Source organism: Mycobacterium sp. NGS18 (assembly GCF_059813185.1).
On sequence record NZ_JCALEC010000002.1, the window covers coordinates 138,061 to 157,960 of the forward strand.

General features: G+C 67.9%; 16 protein-coding genes and 1 pseudogene. 12 read left to right on the forward strand and 5 right to left on the reverse strand.

The features are described 5' to 3' along the window. Positions 1 to 86: 86 nt before the first annotated feature. From obgE to AC5Y31_RS04280, 3 genes are read left to right on the forward strand one after another with little or no spacing between them, the layout of a single operon-like run. On the forward strand, positions 87 to 1,532 hold the full coding sequence (gene obgE, locus AC5Y31_RS04270; RefSeq protein ID WP_499978297.1) for a GTPase ObgE: 1,446 nt from the start codon (positions 87 to 89) through the stop codon (positions 1,530 to 1,532). Beyond that, positions 1,529 to 2,635, forward strand: coding sequence for a glutamate 5-kinase (proB, locus tag AC5Y31_RS04275; RefSeq protein WP_065025680.1), 1,107 nt, complete (start codon positions 1,529 to 1,531; stop codon positions 2,633 to 2,635). Before obgE ends, proB begins: the two co-directional genes overlap by 4 nt. An 11-nt stretch (positions 2,636 to 2,646) precedes the next feature. Further along, positions 2,647 to 3,351 carry a PE-PPE domain-containing protein gene (locus AC5Y31_RS04280; protein ID WP_065025679.1) on the forward strand — a complete coding sequence of 235 codons (705 nt, stop codon included), beginning with the start codon at positions 2,647 to 2,649 and terminating at the stop codon, positions 3,349 to 3,351. On the opposite strand, the gene AC5Y31_RS04285 is transcribed toward AC5Y31_RS04280, so the two are convergent. Continuing rightward, positions 3,345 to 3,980 (reverse strand): TetR/AcrR family transcriptional regulator, encoded by a 636-nt coding sequence (locus AC5Y31_RS04285; protein ID WP_499978298.1) that lies wholly within the window; start codon positions 3,978 to 3,980, stop codon positions 3,345 to 3,347. The two genes, AC5Y31_RS04280 and AC5Y31_RS04285, sit on opposite strands and share 7 nt — an antisense overlap. 93 nt (positions 3,981 to 4,073) lie before the next feature. Here AC5Y31_RS04285 and AC5Y31_RS04290 point away from each other — a divergent pair, with 93 nt between their 5' ends. Next, complete coding sequence (locus AC5Y31_RS04290) at positions 4,074 to 5,333, forward strand: cytochrome P450 (RefSeq protein ID WP_499978300.1); 1,260 nt, start codon at positions 4,074 to 4,076, stop codon at positions 5,331 to 5,333. Between the two features lie 67 nt (positions 5,334 to 5,400). Here the strand turns inward: AC5Y31_RS04290 and AC5Y31_RS04295 are convergent, their stop codons facing one another. The 3 genes and pseudogenes from AC5Y31_RS04295 to AC5Y31_RS04305 form a co-directional block, all read right to left on the reverse strand. Continuing rightward, positions 5,401 to 6,663 carry an MFS transporter gene (locus AC5Y31_RS04295; protein ID WP_499978301.1) on the reverse strand — a complete coding sequence of 421 codons (1,263 nt, stop codon included), beginning with the start codon at positions 6,661 to 6,663 and terminating at the stop codon, positions 5,401 to 5,403. A 173-nt stretch (positions 6,664 to 6,836) separates the two neighbouring features. Beyond that, positions 6,837 to 7,670, reverse strand: a pseudogene (locus AC5Y31_RS04300) (NAD-dependent protein deacetylase); the annotation flags it as partial. 4 nt (positions 7,671 to 7,674) lie between these two features. Then, on the reverse strand, positions 7,675 to 8,214 hold the full coding sequence (locus tag AC5Y31_RS04305; RefSeq protein ID WP_301636566.1) for a cysteine hydrolase family protein: 540 nt from the start codon (positions 8,212 to 8,214) through the stop codon (positions 7,675 to 7,677). Positions 8,215 to 8,272: 58 nt separating this feature from the next. Between AC5Y31_RS04305 and AC5Y31_RS04310 the strand changes: the two genes are divergently transcribed. From AC5Y31_RS04310 to AC5Y31_RS04320, 3 genes are read left to right on the forward strand one after another with little or no spacing between them, the layout of a single operon-like run. Further along, positions 8,273 to 10,327: an NAD(+) synthase gene (locus tag AC5Y31_RS04310; protein WP_499978303.1), complete on the forward strand. Its 2,055-nt coding sequence runs from the start codon at positions 8,273 to 8,275 to the stop codon at positions 10,325 to 10,327. Positions 10,328 to 10,342: 15 nt separating this feature from the next. Then, the gene (locus tag AC5Y31_RS04315; RefSeq protein ID WP_499978304.1) at positions 10,343 to 11,086 is read left to right on the forward strand and encodes a class I SAM-dependent methyltransferase; all 744 of its coding nucleotides are present in this window, start codon (positions 10,343 to 10,345) and stop codon (positions 11,084 to 11,086) included. A 21-nt stretch (positions 11,087 to 11,107) separates the two neighbouring features. After that, the gene (locus tag AC5Y31_RS04320) at positions 11,108 to 11,503 is read left to right on the forward strand and encodes a tautomerase family protein (protein ID WP_499978306.1); all 396 of its coding nucleotides are present in this window, start codon (positions 11,108 to 11,110) and stop codon (positions 11,501 to 11,503) included. A gap of 36 nt (positions 11,504 to 11,539) precedes the next feature. Here AC5Y31_RS04320 and AC5Y31_RS04325 read toward each other — a convergent pair whose 3' ends face one another. Then, entirely contained in the window at positions 11,540 to 12,391 is an 852-nt protein-coding gene (locus AC5Y31_RS04325; RefSeq protein ID WP_499978307.1) for a ribokinase, read from the reverse strand. A 175-nt stretch (positions 12,392 to 12,566) separates the two neighbouring features. Here AC5Y31_RS04325 and AC5Y31_RS04330 point away from each other — a divergent pair, with 175 nt between their 5' ends. The 5 genes from AC5Y31_RS04330 to AC5Y31_RS04350 are packed head-to-tail and all read left to right on the forward strand — an operon-like array spanning position 12,567 to position 19,672. Further along, complete coding sequence (locus AC5Y31_RS04330) at positions 12,567 to 14,636, forward strand: adenylate/guanylate cyclase domain-containing protein (protein WP_499978958.1); 2,070 nt, start codon at positions 12,567 to 12,569, stop codon at positions 14,634 to 14,636. Next, positions 14,633 to 16,045: a mechanosensitive ion channel domain-containing protein gene (locus AC5Y31_RS04335; protein ID WP_499978309.1), complete on the forward strand. Its 1,413-nt coding sequence runs from the start codon at positions 14,633 to 14,635 to the stop codon at positions 16,043 to 16,045. The genes AC5Y31_RS04330 and AC5Y31_RS04335 overlap by 4 nt, the downstream gene beginning before the upstream one ends. Next, complete coding sequence (locus AC5Y31_RS04340; RefSeq protein ID WP_499978310.1) at positions 16,042 to 17,295, forward strand: glutamate-5-semialdehyde dehydrogenase; 1,254 nt, start codon at positions 16,042 to 16,044, stop codon at positions 17,293 to 17,295. The genes AC5Y31_RS04335 and AC5Y31_RS04340 overlap by 4 nt, the downstream gene beginning before the upstream one ends. 17 nt (positions 17,296 to 17,312) lie before the next feature. After that, the gene (locus AC5Y31_RS04345) at positions 17,313 to 18,221 is read left to right on the forward strand and encodes an AAA family ATPase (RefSeq protein WP_499978311.1); all 909 of its coding nucleotides are present in this window, start codon (positions 17,313 to 17,315) and stop codon (positions 18,219 to 18,221) included. Between the two features lie 11 nt (positions 18,222 to 18,232). Next, a complete protein-coding gene (locus AC5Y31_RS04350) occupies positions 18,233 to 19,672 on the forward strand; it encodes a vWA domain-containing protein (RefSeq protein ID WP_499978312.1) in 1,440 nt (479 codons plus the stop codon). Positions 19,673 to 19,900: the final 228 nt, after the last annotated feature.

The window sequence follows — 19,900 nt, forward strand, 5'->3', positions numbered from 1 at the left end:
CGCGAGCGTGCACTGACTGCGAAGAAGAGCGACGAAACTCGCAGTGGTTACACGCTCGACGCGTGGGACGGGTGAGAGGAAGCCCGATGTCCCGGTTCGTCGACCGCGTCGTCATCCATGTGCGCGCGGGCGACGGGGGTAACGGCTGCGCGTCGATTCACCGGGAGAAGTTCAAGCCGCTTGGCGGTCCGGACGGGGGCAACGGTGGTCGCGGCGGCAGCGTCGTGCTGGTTGTCGACGGCGGCGTGCACACCCTGTTGGACTTCCACTTCCGGCCGCACATCAACGCCGCGTCCGGAAAACAGGGGCAGGGCAGCAACAAGGACGGCGCCGCCGGGTCCGACCTGGAGATCAAGGTGCCGGACGGCACCGTCGTGCTCGACGAACACGGGCGGCTGCTGGCCGACCTGGTGGGCTCCGGCGCCCGCTTCGAAGCCGCCGCGGGTGGCCGCGGCGGACTGGGCAACGCCGCACTGGTGTCGCGGGCCCGCAAGGCGCCGGGGTTCGCGCTGCTGGGGGAGAAGGGCGAAGCCCGCGATCTCACCCTGGAACTCAAGACGGTCGCCGACATCGGGCTGATCGGATTCCCGTCGGCGGGCAAATCCGCACTGGTGTCAGTGATCTCGGCGGCCAAACCCAAGATCGCCGACTACCCGTTCACCACGCTGGCGCCGAACCTGGGGGTGGTCTCCGCCGGGGACAACACTTTCACCGCCGCCGACGTACCGGGTCTGATCCCGGGTGCGTCGGCCGGGCGCGGGCTGGGTTTGGACTTCCTGCGCCACATCGAGCGTTGCGCGGTGCTGGTGCACGTCATCGACTGTGCGACTGCGGAACCGGGCCGCGACCCGATCTCCGACATCGAGGCCATCGAAGCCGAGCTGGCCGCCTATACGCCCACCATGCAAGGGGACTCAGCGCTGGGCGACCTGGTGGACCGGCCGCGCGCGGTGGTGCTCAACAAGATCGACGTACCCGAAGCGCGAGAGATGGCCGAATTCGTCCGCGACGACATCGCGGCCGAGCGCGGCTGGCCGGTGTTCGAAGTGTCGACGGTGAGCCGGGAAGGCTTGCGCCCGTTGACGTTCGCGCTGGCCGACATGGTATGGGCCTATCGTGCGGCGCAGCCTGAGCCGGTGGCGCGCCGGCCGGTGATCCGGCCGATACCCGCAGGAGAGACCGGGTTCACCGTGGAAACCGACGGTGACGGCGGGTTTATCGTGCGCGGGACCCAGCCTGAGCGCTGGGTGCACCAGACCAACTTCGACAACGACGAGGCGGTCGGCTACCTGGGTGACCGACTGGCGCGCCTGGGCGTCGAAGATGAGCTGCTGCGGCTGGGCGCCACGCCGGGCTGCGCGGTGACGATCGGGGAGATGACCTTCGACTGGGAGCCGACCACACCGGCCGGAGTCGATATGACGCTGTCCGGTCGAGGCACCGACAGCAGGCTGGAGCGCACTGATCGGGTCGGGGCCGCCGAACGCAAGGTCGCGCGCAAACAGCGCCGAGAGCACTCGGAGGAGCCGTGACGGGCGGCGGTGCGCGCGAAGCGATTCGGCACGCGCGCCGCGTCGTGGTCAAGATCGGCACCACCGCACTGACCGCCGAGAACGGTATGTTCGACGCGGCCCGGCTGGCCGGTCTCGCCGAGGCGATCGAAGCCCGGATGAAGTCCGGGTCGGATGTGGTGATCGTGTCGTCCGGGGCCATCGCCGCCGGCCTGGAGCCGCTCGGGTTGACCAAGCGGCCCACCGATCTGGCCACCAAACAGGCTGCCGCCAGCGTGGGCCAGGTGGCGTTGGTCAATGCCTGGAGTGCCGCCTTCGGCCGGTTCGGTCGAACCGTCGGGCAGGTGCTGCTCACCGCGCAGGACGTGTCGATGCGGGTATCGCACACCAATGCCGCTCGTACCCTGGACCGGTTGCGGGCCCTGCACGCGGTCGCGATCGTCAACGAGAACGACACGGTGGCCACCAGCGAGATCCGGTTCGGCGACAACGACCGGCTCTCGGCGCTGGTGGCCCACCTGGTGGGCGCCGATGCGCTGGTGCTGCTTTCCGACATCGACGGCCTCTACGACTCCGATCCGCGCAAGGGCCCGGCCCGGCTGGTCCCCGAGGTGTCCGGACCGGAGGATCTCGCCGACGTGGTGGCCAGCGAGGGCAGTCACCTGGGCACCGGCGGCATGGTGTCGAAACTGTCCTCGGCGCTGCTGGCCGCCGACGCGGGCGTTCCGGTGCTGTTGGCCGCCGCCAGTGCAGCCGGCGCGGCCCTGGGTGACGCTTCGGTGGGCACCGTCTTTGCGCCGCGGGCGCAGCGGTTGTCGGCGCGCAAGTTCTGGGTGCGCCATGCCGCCGACGCGGCGGGGAGGCTGACGCTGGACGCCGGGGCCGTCGAGGCGGTGCTGAGCCGGCGTGGCTCGCTGCTGGCCGCGGGGGTCACCGGCGCATCAGGACGGTTCCACGGCGGCGACGTGGTCGACTTGTGCGGCCCGGACGGCTCGGTGGTGGCGCGCGGCGTCGTGGGTTACGACGCGGTGGAGCTGGCCGGGATGATCGGCCATTCCTCCGCCGAGTTGTCATCGGATGCCCGCCGCCCGGTGGTGCATGCCGACGATTTGGTCGCGGTGTAGGACCTGCCTGCGTGAGCACGGTATTCACCATCGACGGGGCAGGTTGGAGCGGGTTTCTGCGGTTCATGTGCCGGGGCGCTGTCACCAAGGGCAAGACCATCCGAAGCGTCAAGTACCCCAACACCTACTTTGACGGCCTACGCTATGTGCCCGCGGTCAAAGCGGTGGAACGCGGCGCCAAAGCCCTCGACGACATGTTGGTCGCCCACTTCAACGGGAACCCCGATGCCGACGACGTGCTGGTCTACGCGGTGAGCATGGGGTCGCAGGTGGCCTGCAAATGGCTGCGCGACTACGGGGCGGCCTCCTCGGTCCCCACCGGCAAAGTGTCATTTCTGCTGCTGGCCAACCCGGAACAGCCCTTCCACGGCATCTACCGGGCCGACCCCAAACTGGTCTGGTTCATGAAGCTGCCCGACTACGGCGGCGTCGGTGTGCCGCAGAACACGCCCTTCGCGGTGACGGACCTGTGTCGCCAGTACGACGGCATGGCCGATTTCCCCAATCTGCGTGCCGCACACGTCGACTCGTTGGCTGTCCGAAACGCGCTGTTGGGCCTGGTGACCGTGCACAACAACTACTTTCGGGTCAACCTTGAGAGCCCCGACAACATCTGGGTTCGGCGCGGCAACCTCACCTACGTCTTCTGTCCCACCCGGCGTAAGAGGCGTCTGCGGATCGAGCGCAGTTATGATCGCTCGGCCTGGGGTTACTGATCGGTGGGTTTGAGATAGAGCGCGCCCCAAACGATTTCAGTCAGCGCGGTGGCGAGCTCGGGATCGTAATCCGCATCCCGGGCCGGCAGGTTCTGCTGACAGGCCCGCTCCACCATCCAGGTCAGTGCACTGGCCGTGGCCGTGGCCGGTAACGCGCGGCGAATGGAGCCGCCGGCCTGGCCGTCCTCGATGATGTGGGCCACCCGGTCCGAGATGCCGGCCAGCAACTCCCGGTAGGTGGTTGCCACCTGCGGGTCGTAGCCGGCCATCTCGCTCAGCGCGATCAGCAGCGGTTGGTGCCGCCGATAGCTGGCGATGATCGCGGTCATCGCGGCGCGCACATCGTCGGGATCACGGCGATGGGCCACATTCCACCAGCGCTCGGCGCCCGATGCGAGATCGCTGAACACCTGGCCGGCGAGCCGGCGCAGCAGATGGCCCTTGTCCTCGAAGTAGATGTAGAAGCTGGCGCGCGAGATGCCGGCCTCGGTCGCGAGGCGGTCCACGCTCAGTTCGGTGAAGCTGGCGCCGGCGCTCATCAGCCGCTCGGTGGCGTCGAGCAGGCGGCGCTCGATCTGCTCCCGACGTGCCTGCCGGGCCGCTTGCGGTTTCCGGGTGACGGAGGGCATGCGATCCAGGGTAAACGGCAATCGACATATTGACTAGACGTAGTGTCTAAATTACGGTTTGTGGGCGAAGTCACAGACCGCAAAGGGGCCACCATGACCGCGACGTCCGCTTCCGCCCGTAGCTACGACCCGATCGACCTGTCCTCGCAGGCGTTTTGGTCGACCACCGCCGCCGAGCGGGAAAGATCGTTCGCCGTGCTGCGCGCCGAACGCCCGGTGAGCTGGCACCCTCCGGTCGAAGACTCGATGCTCAACGATCCCGATGACCCCGGTTATTGGGCGGTCACCCGGCATGCCGACATCGTCACGGTGAGCCGCGCCAACGACGTGTTCCTGTCCGGCAAGGGCGTCATGTTCGAGAACTTCCCCGAGGAAGTCCTCGAGACGACGATGTCGTTTCTGGCGATGGACCCGCCCAAGCACACCCGGCTGCGCAAGCTGGCCACCGCTGCGTTCACCCCGAGACAGGTCCGCCGCATTGAGGACTCGATCAAGGCCAGTGCGAAGGACATCGTCGCAGGACTCACGGCCGCCGGTAGTGGCTGCGACTTCGTGGAGCACTGCGCCAAGGAACTGCCGCTTCGCACGCTCGCGGACATGATGGGCATTCCCGAATCCGAGCGCGAGCAGGTCGCACACGCCGCGGACGCGCTGGTGTCGACCAACGACCCGACCTACCTCGACGGCCGCAACCCGCTGGAGGTCATGTTCACCAACACCATGTATTTGCATCAGGTCGCCGGCCGCCTCGCCGCCGAACGGCGGGAGAAGCCCGGCGACGACTTGTTCAGTTCGCTGGTGAACGCCGAGGTCGACGGTGACCGGCTCACCGACGACGATGTGGCCGCGTTCTTCGTGCTGCTGGCGGTGGCCGGCAACGACACCACCCGCCAGGCCACCAGTCACGCGATCAAGGCGCTCACCGACTTCGGCGACCAACGTGCTTGGCTGCTAGAGGATTTCGACAGTCGTATCGGGATGGCCGTCGAAGAATTCATTCGCTACGCCACCCCGGTGATGACTTTCCGGCGCACCGCGGCAGCCGATTACGAGCTTGGCGGCCAGACCATCCGGGCGGGTGACAAGGTGGCGATGTTCTACTCGTCGGGCAACCGCGATGAATCGGTGTTCGATCAGGCTGATCGATTCGACCTGAGCCGCGACCCCAACCCGCACGTCGGGTTCGGCGGCGGCGGTCAGCATTACTGCCTCGGCACCCATGTGGCACGGGCCCAGCTGCGCGCGATCTTCGGCGAGTTGCTGCGGCAGCTGCCCGAGATTGCGGCCGGCGAGCCGGAGTATCTGGCCGGCAACTTCATTCACGGCATCCGCGCCATGCCTTGCACGTTCTGATTTCGGGCGCGGTCCTTGGGCGCGAGCAGACGCGAAAGCCCCTAAATCGCTCCGCAAAAGGGGGCTTTCACGTCTGCTCGGCGGGGTTCGGGGTGAGGTGGTCGGTGCCGAACCGGATCCCGGTGGCGTCCTTGCCGACCGCGGTCAGCACCGCGACGGCGATCAGCACCGGGAACAACGTGACAGCCAGCGCGAACGGGTAACCGTGCGAAGCGGCGAGGCGCTCCTGAATCGGCAGATTGAACGCGGCCAGCAGGTTGCCCAACTGGTAGGTCACGCCCGGATAGAAGCCGCGGATCGCGTCGGGGGACATCTCGGTCAGGTGCGCCGGGATCACGCCCCAGGCGCCCTGCACGCAGAACTGGATGAGAAACGAACCCAGGCACAGCATCGCCGCGCTCTGCGACAGCGCGAACAGCGGCACGATCGGCAGTCCCATCACCGCGCACCAGATGATCGCGTAGCGACGCCCCAATCGTTGCGACAGGGCACCGAAGATCAGGCCGCCGATGATGCCGCCGATGTTGTAGATCACCGCAATCCATTTGGCCGTCACCGGCGGCAGACCGGCTCCCTCGGGTGACGTCAAGAACGTCGGATAGATGTCCTGGGTGCCGTGGCTCATCCAATTGAACGCGGTCATCAGCAACACCAGGTAGCAGAACCGGCGGATCACCTTGGCGTCGGTGAACACATCACGAATCCTGGTGCGGGTCAGCCGCATCCGATTCTGGGTGGCCTGCCACACCTCGGATTCGGACACCCGGTAGCGGACGAGCAAGCTGATCAAGGCGGGCAGGATGGACAGCCCGAACAGCCAGCGCCAGGACAGTCCCAGCCAGTCGGTCACCAGCAAGGACGCCAGGGTGGCCGCCAGATAACCGAACAGGTAGCCCTCCTGCAGCAGCCCGGAGAAGAATCCGCGTCGCTCGGGCGGGATCTTCTCCATGGCCAGCGCGGCGCCCAGTCCCCATTCGCCTCCCATCCCGATCCCGTACAGCAGGCGCAGGATTACCAGCACCGTGAAGTTGGGCGCGAACGCGCACAAGAACCCCACCGTCGAGTAGAAGATCACGTCCACCATCAGCGGCAGTCGCCGGCCGACCCGGTCGGCCCACAGGCCGAACAACAGCGCCCCCACCGGACGCATCACCAGGGTGGCGGTGGTCAAGAACGCGACCTCGGTCTTGGTGTGGCCGAAGGTCTTGGCGATATCGGCGTAGACGAACACCACGATGAAGTAGTCGAAGGCGTCCATCGACCAGCCCAGGAAGGCGGCCAAAAACGCGTTGCGCTGATCGGCGTCCAGGCGCTGTTTCACCAGAGACATCGTGCCGGACTCAACGCTCCTACGTGTGGCCTCGGCGAGGATTACCGCGCCGAAATCGCAGGGGTCATGCGGCGGTCCCAGCTTCGCCTCTCCTCCGTCGAGCCTCGCTGAACCGCCGGGGTCATGCGGCGGTCCCAGCTTCGCCTCTCCTCCGTCGAGCCTCGCTGAACCGCCGGGGCCAGCTCCGAAGCCAGCAGCGCCAGGACCGCAGAACACCCGCCGTCGATCTTGACGGCCGCCAGCGCATCGCCGCGGGTGGGGCCGCGGTTGACGATCGCGACCGGGATACCGCGCGCGGCGGCGTGCCGGACGAACCGGTAGCCGGAGAACACCGTCAGCGACGAGCCCGCCACCAGCAGGGCGTCGGCTTCATCGAGCACCGAATAGGCCTGGGCGACGCGGTCTTTGGGGACGCTTTCGCCGAAGTAGACGAAGTCGGGCTTGAGGATCCCGCCGCAGTGGTGGCAATCGGCAAAGCGGAATGACGCGGTGTCGGTGACGACGGCGTCCGCGTCGGGGGCCACGGCGATGCCGCCGAGTGTGCCCGCCCGTTCGAGAAACCCGGGGTTGAGTTCCTCCAACTGCTCGGCCAGCGCCGCGCGGCTCAACGAGTTCCCGCAGCTCAGGCAGACCACCGTCGCATAGTTGCCGTGCAAATCGATGACGCGACGACTGCCGGCTTTGGTGTGCAGCAGGTCGACGTTCTGGGTGATCACCGCGGTCACCACCCCGGCGGCTTCCAGTGCTGAAAGCGCCAGGTGCCCGAGGTTGGGGGAGGTGTCGGCCATGTGGCGCCAGCCGACGTGGTTGCGGGCCCAGTACCGCTGCCGAAAGACCGGATCGCCGGTGAACTGTGTGATCGTCATCGGGTTGCTCGGCGGCGAGTCCGGGCCGCGATAGTCCGGAATGCCCGAATCGGTGGAGATGCCGGCACCGGTGAGCGCCGCGACCCGCCGGCCCGCCATCAGCTCCAGCAGATCGCAGACCGTCGGCTCGGAGTCGCCCATCGGCCTAGCGTAGGCACTTGCCGGCGGCCGACCGCTCGGCTCCCATGTTGCGGCACATCATCTCCAGCGCCGCGGCGCCCATTTCGGCGTCGATGTGGGCGACGGCATCGACGGGGATCACTACCGGAATATGGCGTACGTAGGCGTCCAGGGCGGTGTAGAGAATGCACTGCTCGGTGACCTGCCCGGTCAGAATCAAACGCCGGGTGCCGAGCCGGCCGAGCATGTACTCCAGCGGAGTGGAGTAGAAGGCGCTGTGGCGCACCTTGGTCACCCGCCGATCGCCGGCCACCGGGACGATGGGCCGAACCAGTTCGGGGCGCGCACCGTGCAGCGCCGAGTCGACGATCTCGGCGAATCCCGCGGTGAAGTCGCCGTAGTTGTCGTTGACGTAGATCAGGTCGACGTCGTCATCGGCCCGGCTGCGTTCGACCAGGTCGGCCAGCGGTTCGACGATGTTCGCGACGTTGCCGGCCAAGTCTTCTGCGTCGTCGTGCCGGTAGGCGTTGAGCATGTCGACGACGACCACCGCGGTTTCGGTCATGATCCTGGTGATACCCGAAAGCTGCGTATTGACACGGGCCGGGCAACAATGAGGAGCGATGGACCGCTCTGGAGACTTCTACAACGCCTACCGGCACGGATTCGCGCGGGTCGCCGCCTGCACGCACCGCACGACGCTCGCCGACCCGGCCGCCAACGCCGAGTCGGTGCTGCGGCTGGCGCGCGAGTGCCACGACGACGGCGTCGCGCTCGCCGTTTTTCCCGAGCTCACACTGTCGGGATACTCCATCGAGGACATCGTGCAGCAGGACAGCCTGCTTCGTGCCGTCGAGGCGGCGCTGCTCGACGTGGTCGCCGCATCAGCGGAGCTCTTGCCGGTGCTGGTGGTCGGGGCGCCGCTGCGCTATGCGCATCGCATCTACAACACCGCCGTCGTCATCCACCGCGGGCGCATCCTCGGGGTGGCGGCGAAGTCCTACCTACCCACCTACCGGGAGTTCTACGAGGGCCGCCAGCTGGCCGCCGGCGCCGGCGAGCGGGGCGTGATCCGGCTGGGTGATGCCGAGGTTCCGTTCGGCCCGGATCTGCTGTTCGCCGCGACCGACCTGCCCGGGTTCGTGCTGCACGTCGAGGTGTGCGAGGACATGTTCGTGCCGGTGCCGCCCAGCGCCCACGCCGCCCTGGCCGGCGCGACCGTGCTGGCCAACCTGTCCGGCAGCCCCATCACCGTCGGGCGCGCCGAGGACCGCTGCTTGCTGGCCCGCTCAGCCTCAGCGCGGTGTCTGGCGGCCTACGTCTATGCCGCCGCCGGGGAGGGCGAATCGACCACCGACCTCGCCTGGGACGGCCAGACCATGATCTGGGAGAACGGCAAGCTGCTCGATGACAGCGAACGGTTCCCCAGCGGCTCTCGCCGGTCGGTCGCCGACGTCGACCTCGGGCTGCTGCGTTCGGAGCGGGTGCGGATGGGCACCTTCGACGACAACCGCCGCCAGCACCGGGATGCGGTGCAGGCGTTCCGGCGGGTGGAGTTCGTTCTGGATCCGCCGGCGGGGGACATCGGGCTGCGCCGGGCGATCGAGCGGTTCCCGTTCGTGCCGTCGAACCCGCAGCGGCTGCAACAGGATTGCTACGAGGCATACAACATCCAGGTATCGGGTCTGGAGCAGCGACTGCGGGCGCTGAACTATCCCAAGGTGGTGCTGGGGGTGTCGGGCGGGCTGGACTCGACCCACGCCCTGATCGTCGCCGCGCGAGCCATGGACCGTGAAAACCGGCCGCGCAGTGACATTCTGGCGTTCACCCTGCCCGGCTTCGCCACCGGCGAACGCACCAAGGCCAACGCGGGCGCGCTGAGCAAGGCCCTGGGGGTGACCTTCACCGAGATCGACATCCGCGACAGCGCGAAGCTGATGCTGACCGAGCTGGAGCATCCGTTCGCCCGCGGCGAAGCCGTCTACGACGTCACCTTCGAGAACGTGCAGGCCGGCCTGCGCACCGACTACCTGTTCCGGATCGCCAACCAGCGCGGCGGCATCGTGCTGGGCACCGGCGACCTGTCGGAGCTGGCGCTGGGTTGGTCCACCTACGGGGTGGGCGATCAGATGTCGCACTACAACGTCAACGGCGGAGTGCCCAAAACGCTGATCCAGCACCTGATCCGGTGGGTGATCAACTCCGGCGAGTTCGATACCGACGTGTGCGCGGTGCTGGCCTCGGTACTCAACACTGAAATCAGCCCGGAGCTGGTCCCGGCGAGCGAGGGTGCGGACATTCAGCGCAGTGAGGACAAGGTGGGCCCGTACTCGCTGCAGGACTTCGCGCTGTTTCAAGCGCTGCGCCACGGGTTCACGCCGGCCAAGACCGCGTTCTTGGCCTGGCACGCCTGGCACGACGTGGAAGCGGGGTCCTGGCCGCCCGGGTATCCGGCGGACAAGCGGCAGGCCTATTCGCTGGCCGACATCCGGCACTGGCTGAAAGTCTTTGCCCAGCGGTTCTATTCGTTCAGCCAATTCAAGCGCTCGGCATTGCCGAACGGGCCGAAGGTGTCCCACGGCGGCTCACTGTCGCCGCGGGGGGAGTGGCGGGCCCCCGCGGACATGTCGGCGCGGGTCTGGCTCGACGAGATCGAACGGGAGATTCCGCACGGCTAGAAAGGAGCACCGACGATGAACGAGGTGCGCAGGTTTCCGTTGTCACCGGCGTTGCAGCGGGCCATGACGTTGCTCAGCGATCCGCCGTCGGACCCGCAGGTGGACCGAGGTTATCTTGACCTGCTCGGCGGGCCAGGAGACGTCGCCGCGCAGCAGAACACCGGTGCCATCCAGAAGCTGTGGGCCTCGCCGTTCGGGTCGATGTTCTACGACAACGCCCAGGCCGTGGCCCGCCGACTCCTTGAGGCCTGGCAGCATCCGATCGACTGGCTGGACATCCCGGTCGGCGGGGTGGCACTGGACGTCGGCTGCGGTCCGGGCAGCATCACCGCCTCGCTGGCCCGCGCCGTCGGCGCCGACGGGTTGGCGTTGGGTGTCGACGTCTCCGAGCCGATGCTGGCCCGTGCGGTACGGGTGCAGGCCGGCTCCCAGGCGGGATTCCTGCGCGCCGATGCCCAGCGGCTCCCGCTGCGCGACAACACCGTTGACGCCATCACCTCGATCGCGGTGCTGCAGCTGATCCCGGACCCGGCCGCGGCGCTGGGCGAGATGGCGCGGGTGCTCAAACCCGGTGGGCGGATCGCGCTGATGGTGCCCACCGCCGGCTCGGCCGCCCGGCTGTGGCGGCTGCTGCCCAAAGCCGGTGCGCGGGTGTTCGGCGACGACGAGATCGCCGACACCTTGGAAAGCCAGGGTTTCACCAGCGTGCGGGTCAAGAACGTCGGCACCATCCAGTGGGTGCGGGGCAAGCGGGCCTGACCGTCTGCCAGGCTAGAAGCCATGCCCACCGTCCTGATCGAGGTTCGCCGCCGCTACACCCAAGCCGAGGAAGTCGCGATCATCGACGCCGTGCACGGTGCGCTGGTAGCGGCCTTCCAGATCCCGGCCAAGGACAAGAACGTCCGGTTGATCGCCCACGAACCGCACCGGTTCGCGGTCTCGCAGGAGTTGAGCCAACCGGAGTACCGCACCCTGGTCTCCATCGACTGCTTCACCGGCCGGTCCCTGGACGCCAAGCGGGCGCTCTACGCCGAGGTCGTCGAACGCCTTGCCGCACTGGGCATTCCGCGTGACCATGTGATGATCACATTGCACGAGGTGGATCGGGAGAACTGGGGAATCCGCGGCGGGCAGGCCGCCTCCGACGTCGACCTGGGATTCAACGTGCGGGTTTGAGCCGATACAGCACCGCCGGGTGCTGATAGTTCTTGCTCAGCGCCGCATCGCGGCGACCGCTGCGTCGATCTCCGCACCACCCGGAGCGCATTCGCCGGCTCCGGACACCAGCGTCGCCAGCGCCCCGGCGACACAGGCGCGGCGCAGCGCGGATTCGATGCCCTCGGCCCAACCGGCGGCCAGCACGCCGGCGAACACGTCTCCGGCGCCCGAGGTGTCCACCGGCTCGACCCTCGGTGAAGATACGACAACCGAGCCGCCGTCACCGGTGTAGCGCGCTCCGCGCGCGCCGAGCGTGACCACCCGGTGCGGTACCGGGTGGTCGAACTGTGCGGATTCGGTCTCGTTGACCACCGCGACGTCCATCAGCCCGGCCAGCTCGGTCACATCGCCGCGGATCGGGGAGACGTTGACGATCACGGTCGCGCCCGCCTGGTGAGCGGCTCGGGCGGCGGCGGTCGCGGTGGCGAGCGGGATCTCCAGCTGCAGCAGCAGTACGTCGGATCCGGTGATGAGCTCGAGGCCGGCATCGACCGTCAGCGAGGTGTTCGCGCCCGGCGCCACCACGATGGTGTTTTCCCCGGCCGGGTCCACAGTGATGACCGCCGATCCGCTGGGCCCGGGCACCGTCGTCAATCCTTCGGTGCCGACCCCGTTGGCCTGCAGGTGCCGGCGCAACCGTTCGCCCGCGTCGTCGTCGCCGACCGCGCCGACGAACGAGACATCCGCACCGGCCCGAGCGGCCGCGACCGCCTGGTTGGCGCCCTTGCCGCCGGGGTGAGCGCTCGGTGCCGAGCCGAGCACCGTCTCGCCCGGGGCCGGCAGCGCGGCCACCGTGAACACGCTATCCAGGTTCACGCTGCCCACCACGCACACTCGCGTCGCCATGCTGCCAGCTTCCCATTCACGAACGCGGAATGCGTCAGATCCCCTACGCTGGGAAATCGTCCGCCTAACCGAAGGGAGCGGCCGAGTGGGCTCGGCACCGTCGACGATCAGCACCGAGAGCGATGAACGTCGGCGCCGGCGGTTGCCATCCCGGATCAGCATTCAGACCAAGCTGATGCTCATCTTGCTGTTGACCAGCATTGCCTCGGTCGCGGTGGTCGGGTTCGTCGAGTTCCAGTACGGCGCAGCCGAATTGCAGCGTGCGGCGACCAGCAAGCTGGTGCAGGCCCGCGAGGCGCAGCGCCGTGCGGTGAGCACCTTGTTCGCCGAGATGACGAACTCGCTGGTCGTTTTCAGCGGGGGAGCGACTGCGGCCAACGCGCTCAAGGCATTCACCGCGGGGTTCGACGAACTTGCCCACGCCGCAGTCACTCCCGAACAGCAGCGGGCGATAACGGGTTACTACCGTGACCGCTTCGTCAACGAGCTGGCCAAACGGACCGGCGAACACGCTGACATCGCCGCGCTGCTGCCGACGTCGACCGCCCAGCGCTACCTGCAAGCCCAGTACACCGCCGGTTTCGCCGGAGATCCCAAGAAACCCTACGATGCCGGTGACCCCGGTGTCTGGGCGGCGGCCAACGCCCAGTTCGACAGCTTCTTCGCCGAGATCGTCGATCGCAACGAGTACCTCGACGCATTGTTGCTGGACACCCGCGGCAATGTGGTCTACAGCGTGAACAAGGGTGTGGACCTAGGCACCAATGTGCTGACCGGTCCCTACCGCGAATCCAGTCTGCGCGACGCTTACCGCAAAGCGTTGGCGTCCAACGCCGTCAACTTCGTCTGGATCACCGACTACCAGCCCTATCAGCCCAACCTGGACACGCCCACCGCCTGGCTGGTGTCGCCGGTGGGCAACCAGGGCACCGTCGAGGGTGTGATGGCGCTGCCGCTGCCCAGCGCGAAGGTCAACCGGATCATGACCGCCAACCGGCAGTGGAAAGAGGCGGGGCTGGGCCACACCACCGAGACCTATCTCGCCGGTCCGGACGAACTGATGCGCTCCGATTCGCGACTGTTCCTGGAGGACCCCGAGGCCTATCGTCGCGAAGCGGTGGCGGCAGGCACCGCGGTGGCGACGGCGGAAAGGGCCCTGCAGCTGGGCACCACGACCCTGGTTCAGCCGGTGGGTGCACCTGGACTTCATGCCGCCCAGCGCGGCCAGACCGGCACGCTGAACACCGGATACGACTATCTGGGCAACCGCGAGCTGGTGGCCTACGCGCCGCTGACCATTCCCAATTCCGACCTGCAGTGGTCGATCCTGGCGACCCGGGACTACTCCGACGCCTACGCCGGGGTCACGTCGTTCAGCAGGAGGGTGGTGCTGGCCACCACCGCGGTCATCTTCACCATCTGCGTACTGGCGATGGTGCTCGCCCGGTTGTTCCTGCGACCGATCCGGCGGTTACAGAGTGCCGCCCAGCGGATCAGCGCCGGCGACTACAGCGCTGCGGTGGCGACCCGGGCCGCCGATGAGATCGGCGATCTCACCAGGGCATTCAACGACATGAGCCGCAGCCTGCGAATCAAGGAGGAGTTGCTAAACGAGCAGCGCAAGCAGAACGACGAGTTGCTGTTGTCACTGATGCCCGAATCGGTGGTGCAGCGTTACCGCGGGGGCGAACAGGCCATCGCCGAGGAGCATCACAACGTGAGCGTGGTCTACGCCGAACTGCATGGCATCGATGAGCTGTCTGCCGCGGTCTCCGCGAACGAACTGGTGACGATGGTCGACGAGCTGGTGAGGCAGTTCGATGCGGCGGCCGAAGTCGTTGGCGTCGAACGAATCCGCACTATGTACAACGGCTACCTCGCGGGTTGCGGCTTGACCACCCCGCGGCTCGACGGCGTGCACCGTATCGTCGAGTTCGCGTGCGAGATGCAGCGCATCGTGGATCGGTTCGACGTCAAGACCGGTCATCGGCTGAGCCTGTGGGCCGGGGTCAACACCGGGGAGGTCGTCAGCGGTCTGGTGGGCCGGTCCGGTGTCACCTACGACCTGTGGGGCTCGGCGGTCAATCTCACCTACCAGTTGCGCAGGGCCACCTCAGAACCCGGCATCTATGCCACCGAGGCGGTGCGCGACATGCTCGGCGACAGCCAGGAATTCGTCCCCGCCGGCACCGTGCTGATCGGGGACGTCGAAGAGCAGACCTGGCGATTGTCGGAGAAACCGTGAACGTCTTCGGGCCGTGGTTCTACTGGGCGCTCGGCGTCGCCGTCGGACTGCCCGCCGGCCTGACCCTGTTCACCGAATGGCATGTGGCCTTAGTGCGCCGCGGCAGCTATCTGGCCCGACCGGTGGCGCTGATCCGCAATTACCTGTTGCCGCTGGGCGCGTTGCTGGCGCTGCTGGTGCCGGTGGCCGGGGTACCGGCTCAAGACCCGACGGTGCGGGTGATCTTCACCGTGTTCGGGTTCATGCTGCTGGTGTTGGTGCTGTCCGGATTCAACGTCACCTTCTTCCAGAGCGCCCCGAAGGGCTCGTGGCGCGGCCGGATTCCGACCATCTTCATCGACGTCGCCCGATTCCTGCTGATCGGACTGGGCCTGGCGCTGATCCTGTCGCACGTGTGGGGCGCCCGGATCGGCGGGCTGTTCACCGCGCTGGGCGTCACGTCGGTGGTCATCGGCCTGATGCTGCAGAATTCGGTCGGACAGATCGTCTCGGGTCTGTTCATGCTGTTCGAGCAGCCGTTCCGGATCGGCGACTGGCTGTCCACCCCCTCGGCGCGCGGTCAGGTCGTCGAAGTGAACTGGCGCGCGGTGCACATCAGCACCTCCGAGGGGCTGCAGGTCACGCCGAACTCGGTGCTGGCGGGCACCTCGTTCACCAACATCAGCCGATCCGGCGGGCTGCACCGGGTGTCGGTCACGACCACGTTCGCGGTTGTCGACCCACCCGACCGGGTCTGCGCATTGCTGTCGCGGGTCGCCGCGGCACTGCCGCTGCGCACCACCGGGGAGGCGCCCGAATCGGTGGCTCTAGGCGGGGGCCAATACCGGACCACCATCGCGCTGGACTCCCCGGGCGACGACGGCGCGGCGCAGGCCACCTTCAACCTGTGGCTCTGGTATGCGGCCCGCCGCGAAGGCCTGCACCTCAATGACGCCGACGACGAGTTCTCCACGCCGCAGCGGGTGGCCGAGGCGTTGCGGACGGTGGTGGCACCCGCGCTGCGGCTCACCGACGCCGACCGGCAGGCCCTGGCGCCCTACACCACCGTGGTCCGCTACGGCACCGGCGAAGCACTCGAACAGGCCGGTCAGGTACCGACCGCGATGACGTTCCTGACCGAAGGCAGCGTCCGCCTCACCGGCGCGGATCCGGCCGTATCGGACACCACGCTGCGGCACGGCGCCTTCCTCGGCGTCACCACGCTGACCCGGCAAGCCAGTCAGTTCGACGCCTATGCCCTGGAGGAAGTGACCGCGGTGGTGATCGAGCGCGACCATATCGAAGAACTGGTGATGGCCAAGCCGCTGTTGCTGCAGGAGTTGGGCCGGATCATCGATCAGCGCCGCCGTCAGCACCAGAGCGGGGCCGTTTCGCCGGATCCCGCGTTCGCCGATACGCTGGGACGATGAGCGTCCCCGTGCTTCCCGACCTGCGCCAAGAGGTCCACGACGCCGCCCGCCGAGCCCGGATCGCCTCCCGCGTGCTGACGGCGTTGTCGACCGTGGCCAAGAACAGTGCCCTGAACGCCGCCGCCGACGCGCTGCTGGCCCACTCCGACGACATCCTGGCGGCCAACGCCGAAGACCTGGCCGCCGCCCGGGCCGCCGGCACCCCCGAGGCCATGCTGGACCGGCTGGGGCTGAACCCCCAGCGGGTCGAGGGCATCGCCGCAGGACTGCGCCAGGTGGCCGGGCTGCCCGATCCGGTCGGTGAGGTGCTGCGCGGCTACACCCTGCCCAACGGGTTGCAGCTGCGTCAGCAGCGGGTGCCGCTCGGCGTGGTGGGCATGGTCTATGAGGGTCGGCCCAACGTCACCGTGGACGCCTTCGGGCTGACGCTGAAGTCCGGCAACGCCGCACTGCTGCGCGGCAGTTCATCGGCGGCACACTCCAACCAGGCTCTGGTCGACGTCCTGCGGGGCGCACTGACCGGTGAGGATCTGCCCGCCGACGCCGTGCAGCTGCTCTCGGCGGTCGACCGCTCCACCGTCACCCATTTGATCCAGGCCCGTGGACTGGTCGACGTGGTGATTCCGCGCGGGGGTGCCGGGCTGATCGAGGCCGTGGTGCGCGATGCGCTGGTGCCGACCATCGAGACCGGCGTCGGCAACTGCCACGTCTACATCCATGAGGGCGCCGACCTCGCCGTCGCCGAAGAGGTCCTGCTGAACTCCAAGACCCGGCGGCCCAGCGTCTGCAACGCTGCCGAGACTCTGCTCATCGACCGGGCCATCGCCGCCTCCGCGCTGCCGCGGCTGGTAGATGCGTTGACCGCCGCCGGCGTCACCGTGCATGGCGACGCCGATGCCGCCGCCGCCGAGGACGATCTGCGCCGCGAGTACCTGGCGATGGACATCGCCTTGTCGGTGGTCGACGGGCTCGAGGACGCCATCGACCACATCAACGAGTACGGCACCGGTCATACCGAGGCCATCGTCACCACCAACATGGCCGCCGCCCAGCGGTTCAGCGAGCAGGTCGATGCCGCCGCTGTCATGGTCAACGCCTCGACAGCGTTCACCGACGGCGAGCAGTTCGGCTTCGGCGCCGAGATCGGCATCTCCACCCAGAAACTGCATGCGCGCGGACCGATGGGCCTGCCGGAGCTGACCTCGACCAAATGGATCGTGTGGGGTGATGGCCACACTCGTCCCGTCTAAAGGAGCCATACCCTCGCATGGAAAAGCCCGCCATTCCCGCCACCCCCGCGCAGCACGCCTCGCTGTTCACCGACATCGACGACGTCGCCCGGCGGCTGGCCGAGACCGGCTACCTGGCCGACACCGCCACCACCACCGCGATCTTCCTGGCCGACCGGTTGGGCAAGCCGCTGCTGGTGGAGGGACCGGCCGGGGTCGGCAAGACCGAACTGGCCCGCGCGGTGGCCGCCGCCACCGGTGCCGGGCTGGTGCGGCTGCAGTGCTACGAGGGCGTCGACGAGGCCCGCGCGCTGTATGAGTGGAATCACGCCAAGCAGATACTCCGCATTCAGTCCGGCAACACCGCCGCTCCGGGCGGTGACTGGGACGCCACCAAGATGGACGTGTTCTCCGAGGAGTTCTTGCTGTCGCGTCCGCTGCTGACCGCGATCCGGCGCACCGATCCCACCGTGCTGCTGATCGACGAGACCGACAAGGCCGACATCGAGATCGAGGGCCTGCTGCTGGAGGTGCTCTCCGACTTCGCGGTCACCGTGCCGGAACTGGGCACCATCACCGCGAGCCGCACACCGTTCACGGTGCTGACCTCCAACGCCACCCGCGAGTTGTCCGAGGCGCTCAAGCGCCGCTGCCTGTTCTTGCACATCGACTTCCCCGATCCGGACCTGGAACGGCGCATCCTGCTGTCTCGGGTACCGGAGTTGCCCGAACACCTCGCTGGCGAACTGGTGCGCATCATCGGCGTGCTGCGCGGCATGCAGCTCAAGAAGCTGCCCTCGGTGGCCGAGACCATCGACTGGGGACGCACGCTGCTGGCGCTGGGCCTGGACACCATCGATGACGCCACCGTCGCCGCCACGCTCGGGGTGGTGCTCAAACACCAGTCCGATCAGGTGCGCGCATCCGGGGAACTCCGGTTGAACTGATGGTCGCCTAGATGGTGCGTAGAACCCGCCCACCCCAGCCGCTGGCCCCGCACGGTATCCCGGGGCACCTGGTGGAGTTCGTCGAAGCCTTACGCGGGCAAGGGATTTCGGTAGGACCATCGGAGACCGTCGATGCCGGGCGGGTGCTGGCCGCGCTCGGGCTGGGCGATCGGGAGGTGCTGCGCGAGGGGCTGGCCTGCGCGGTGCTGCGCCGGCCCGATCATCGCGACACCTACGACGCCATGTTCGACCTGTGGTTCCCCGCCGCGCTGGGTGGGCGCACCGTGATCGTCTCCGACGACCCCCAGTCGGCCGACGACGCGCCGCTGCCCGAGGACGTCGAGGACATGCGGGCCATGCTGGTCGACCTGTTGACCGCCAATCCCGATCTGGCCGATACCGACGCACGGTTGTCGGCGATGGTCGCCGCGATCGTCGGGGCCTACGGGCAGTACCGTTCCAGCCGCGGCCCGTCCTACTCGGCCTACCAGGCGCTCAAGGCGCTCGCGCTCGACGAACTCGAAGGCAGGCTGCTGGCCGGGCTACTCACCCCGTACGGGGATGAGCCCAGTCCGACGCAGGAGCAGATCGCCAAGGCCGTCGCGGCGCAGCGGATCGCACAGTTGCGCAAGCTCGTCGACGCCGAGACCAAGCGGCGCACCGCCGAACAGCTGGGCCGCGAGCACGTGCAGATGTACGGCATCCCGCAACTGTCGGAGAACGTCGAGTTCCTGCGTGCCTCCGGCGAACAGTTGCGCCAGATGCGCCGGGTGGTGGCGCCGTTGGCCCGCACCCTGGCCACCCGGCTTGCCGCCCGCCGGCGGCGTTCCCGCGCCGGCACCATCGACCTGCGAAAGACGTTGCGCCGCTCGATGTCCACCGGCGGCGTGCCGATCGACGTGGTACTGCGCAAACCGCGTCCGGCCCGGCCCGAGCTGGTGGTGCTCTGTGACGTCTCGGGGTCGGTCGCCGGGTTCAGTCACTTCACCCTGCTGCTGGTACACGCACTGCGGCAACAGTTCTCGCGGGTTCGCGTCTTTGCGTTCATCGACACCACCGATGAGGTGACGCATCTGTTCGGGCCGGAGGCCGACCTGGCGGTGGCCATTCAGCGGATCACCCGAGAGTCCGGGGTGTACACCCGTGACGGCCACTCCGACTATGGCCACGCCTTCGTCTCGTTCGTGGAGAAGTACCCGAGTGTGGTGTCACCGCGCAGCGCGCTGCTGGTGCTCGGCGACGGGCGCACCAATTACCGGGACCCGGGCACCGACGTGCTGTCGCATCTGGTGACCGCGAGCCGGCACGCGCACTGGCTCAACCCCGAGCCCAGACACCTTTGGGGCAGCGGGGATTCCGCGGTTCCGCGGTACGAGGACGTCATCGCCATGCATGAGTGCCGCTCGGCCAAGCAATTGGCGGCGGTAATCGACCAGCTCCTGCCGGTCTGACCCTTCCCGGCGAGGACCTTCTGAGCTGGCCTTTCCCGGCGAGCGGGTGTGTCGCGGACACACCGCAGTGGGTGTTTCAGGTAGGCACCCTTGCCGGGGCGAGTAAGCAAGAGGTCTTTCTCGAAAAAACTAGGGTAGTTGATTACTCTATGATCCCCGCCGAATACCGAAATAACCTAAGGCGTCTTAGCGAGCTTTAAGCATCTCGGTGTTCATGGGGAGGTTGTG

What these genes read in the sequence shown, in the direction of transcription:
- obgE (WP_499978297.1), top strand. Translation starts at nt 87, where the DNA reads ATGTCCCGGTTCGTCGACCGCGTCGTCATCCATGTGCGCGCGGGCGAC.
- AC5Y31_RS04285 (WP_499978298.1), bottom strand. Translation starts at nt 3,980, where the DNA reads ATGCCCTCCGTCACCCGGAAACCGCAAGCGGCCCGGCAGGCACGTCGG.
- AC5Y31_RS04290 (WP_499978300.1), top strand. Translation starts at nt 4,074, where the DNA reads ATGACCGCGACGTCCGCTTCCGCCCGTAGCTACGACCCGATCGACCTG.
- AC5Y31_RS04295 (WP_499978301.1), bottom strand. Translation starts at nt 6,663, where the DNA reads ATGTCTCTGGTGAAACAGCGCCTGGACGCCGATCAGCGCAACGCGTTT.
- AC5Y31_RS04305 (WP_301636566.1), bottom strand. Translation starts at nt 8,214, where the DNA reads ATGACCGAAACCGCGGTGGTCGTCGTCGACATGCTCAACGCCTACCGG.
- AC5Y31_RS04310 (WP_499978303.1), top strand. Translation starts at nt 8,273, where the DNA reads ATGGACCGCTCTGGAGACTTCTACAACGCCTACCGGCACGGATTCGCG.
- AC5Y31_RS04315 (WP_499978304.1), top strand. Translation starts at nt 10,343, where the DNA reads ATGAACGAGGTGCGCAGGTTTCCGTTGTCACCGGCGTTGCAGCGGGCC.
- AC5Y31_RS04320 (WP_499978306.1), top strand. Translation starts at nt 11,108, where the DNA reads ATGCCCACCGTCCTGATCGAGGTTCGCCGCCGCTACACCCAAGCCGAG.
- AC5Y31_RS04325 (WP_499978307.1), bottom strand. Translation starts at nt 12,391, where the DNA reads ATGGCGACGCGAGTGTGCGTGGTGGGCAGCGTGAACCTGGATAGCGTG.
- AC5Y31_RS04330 (WP_499978958.1), top strand. Translation starts at nt 12,567, where the DNA reads ATGCTCATCTTGCTGTTGACCAGCATTGCCTCGGTCGCGGTGGTCGGG.
- AC5Y31_RS04340 (WP_499978310.1), top strand. Translation starts at nt 16,042, where the DNA reads ATGAGCGTCCCCGTGCTTCCCGACCTGCGCCAAGAGGTCCACGACGCC.
- AC5Y31_RS04345 (WP_499978311.1), top strand. Translation starts at nt 17,313, where the DNA reads ATGGAAAAGCCCGCCATTCCCGCCACCCCCGCGCAGCACGCCTCGCTG.
- AC5Y31_RS04350 (WP_499978312.1), top strand. Translation starts at nt 18,233, where the DNA reads ATGGTGCGTAGAACCCGCCCACCCCAGCCGCTGGCCCCGCACGGTATC.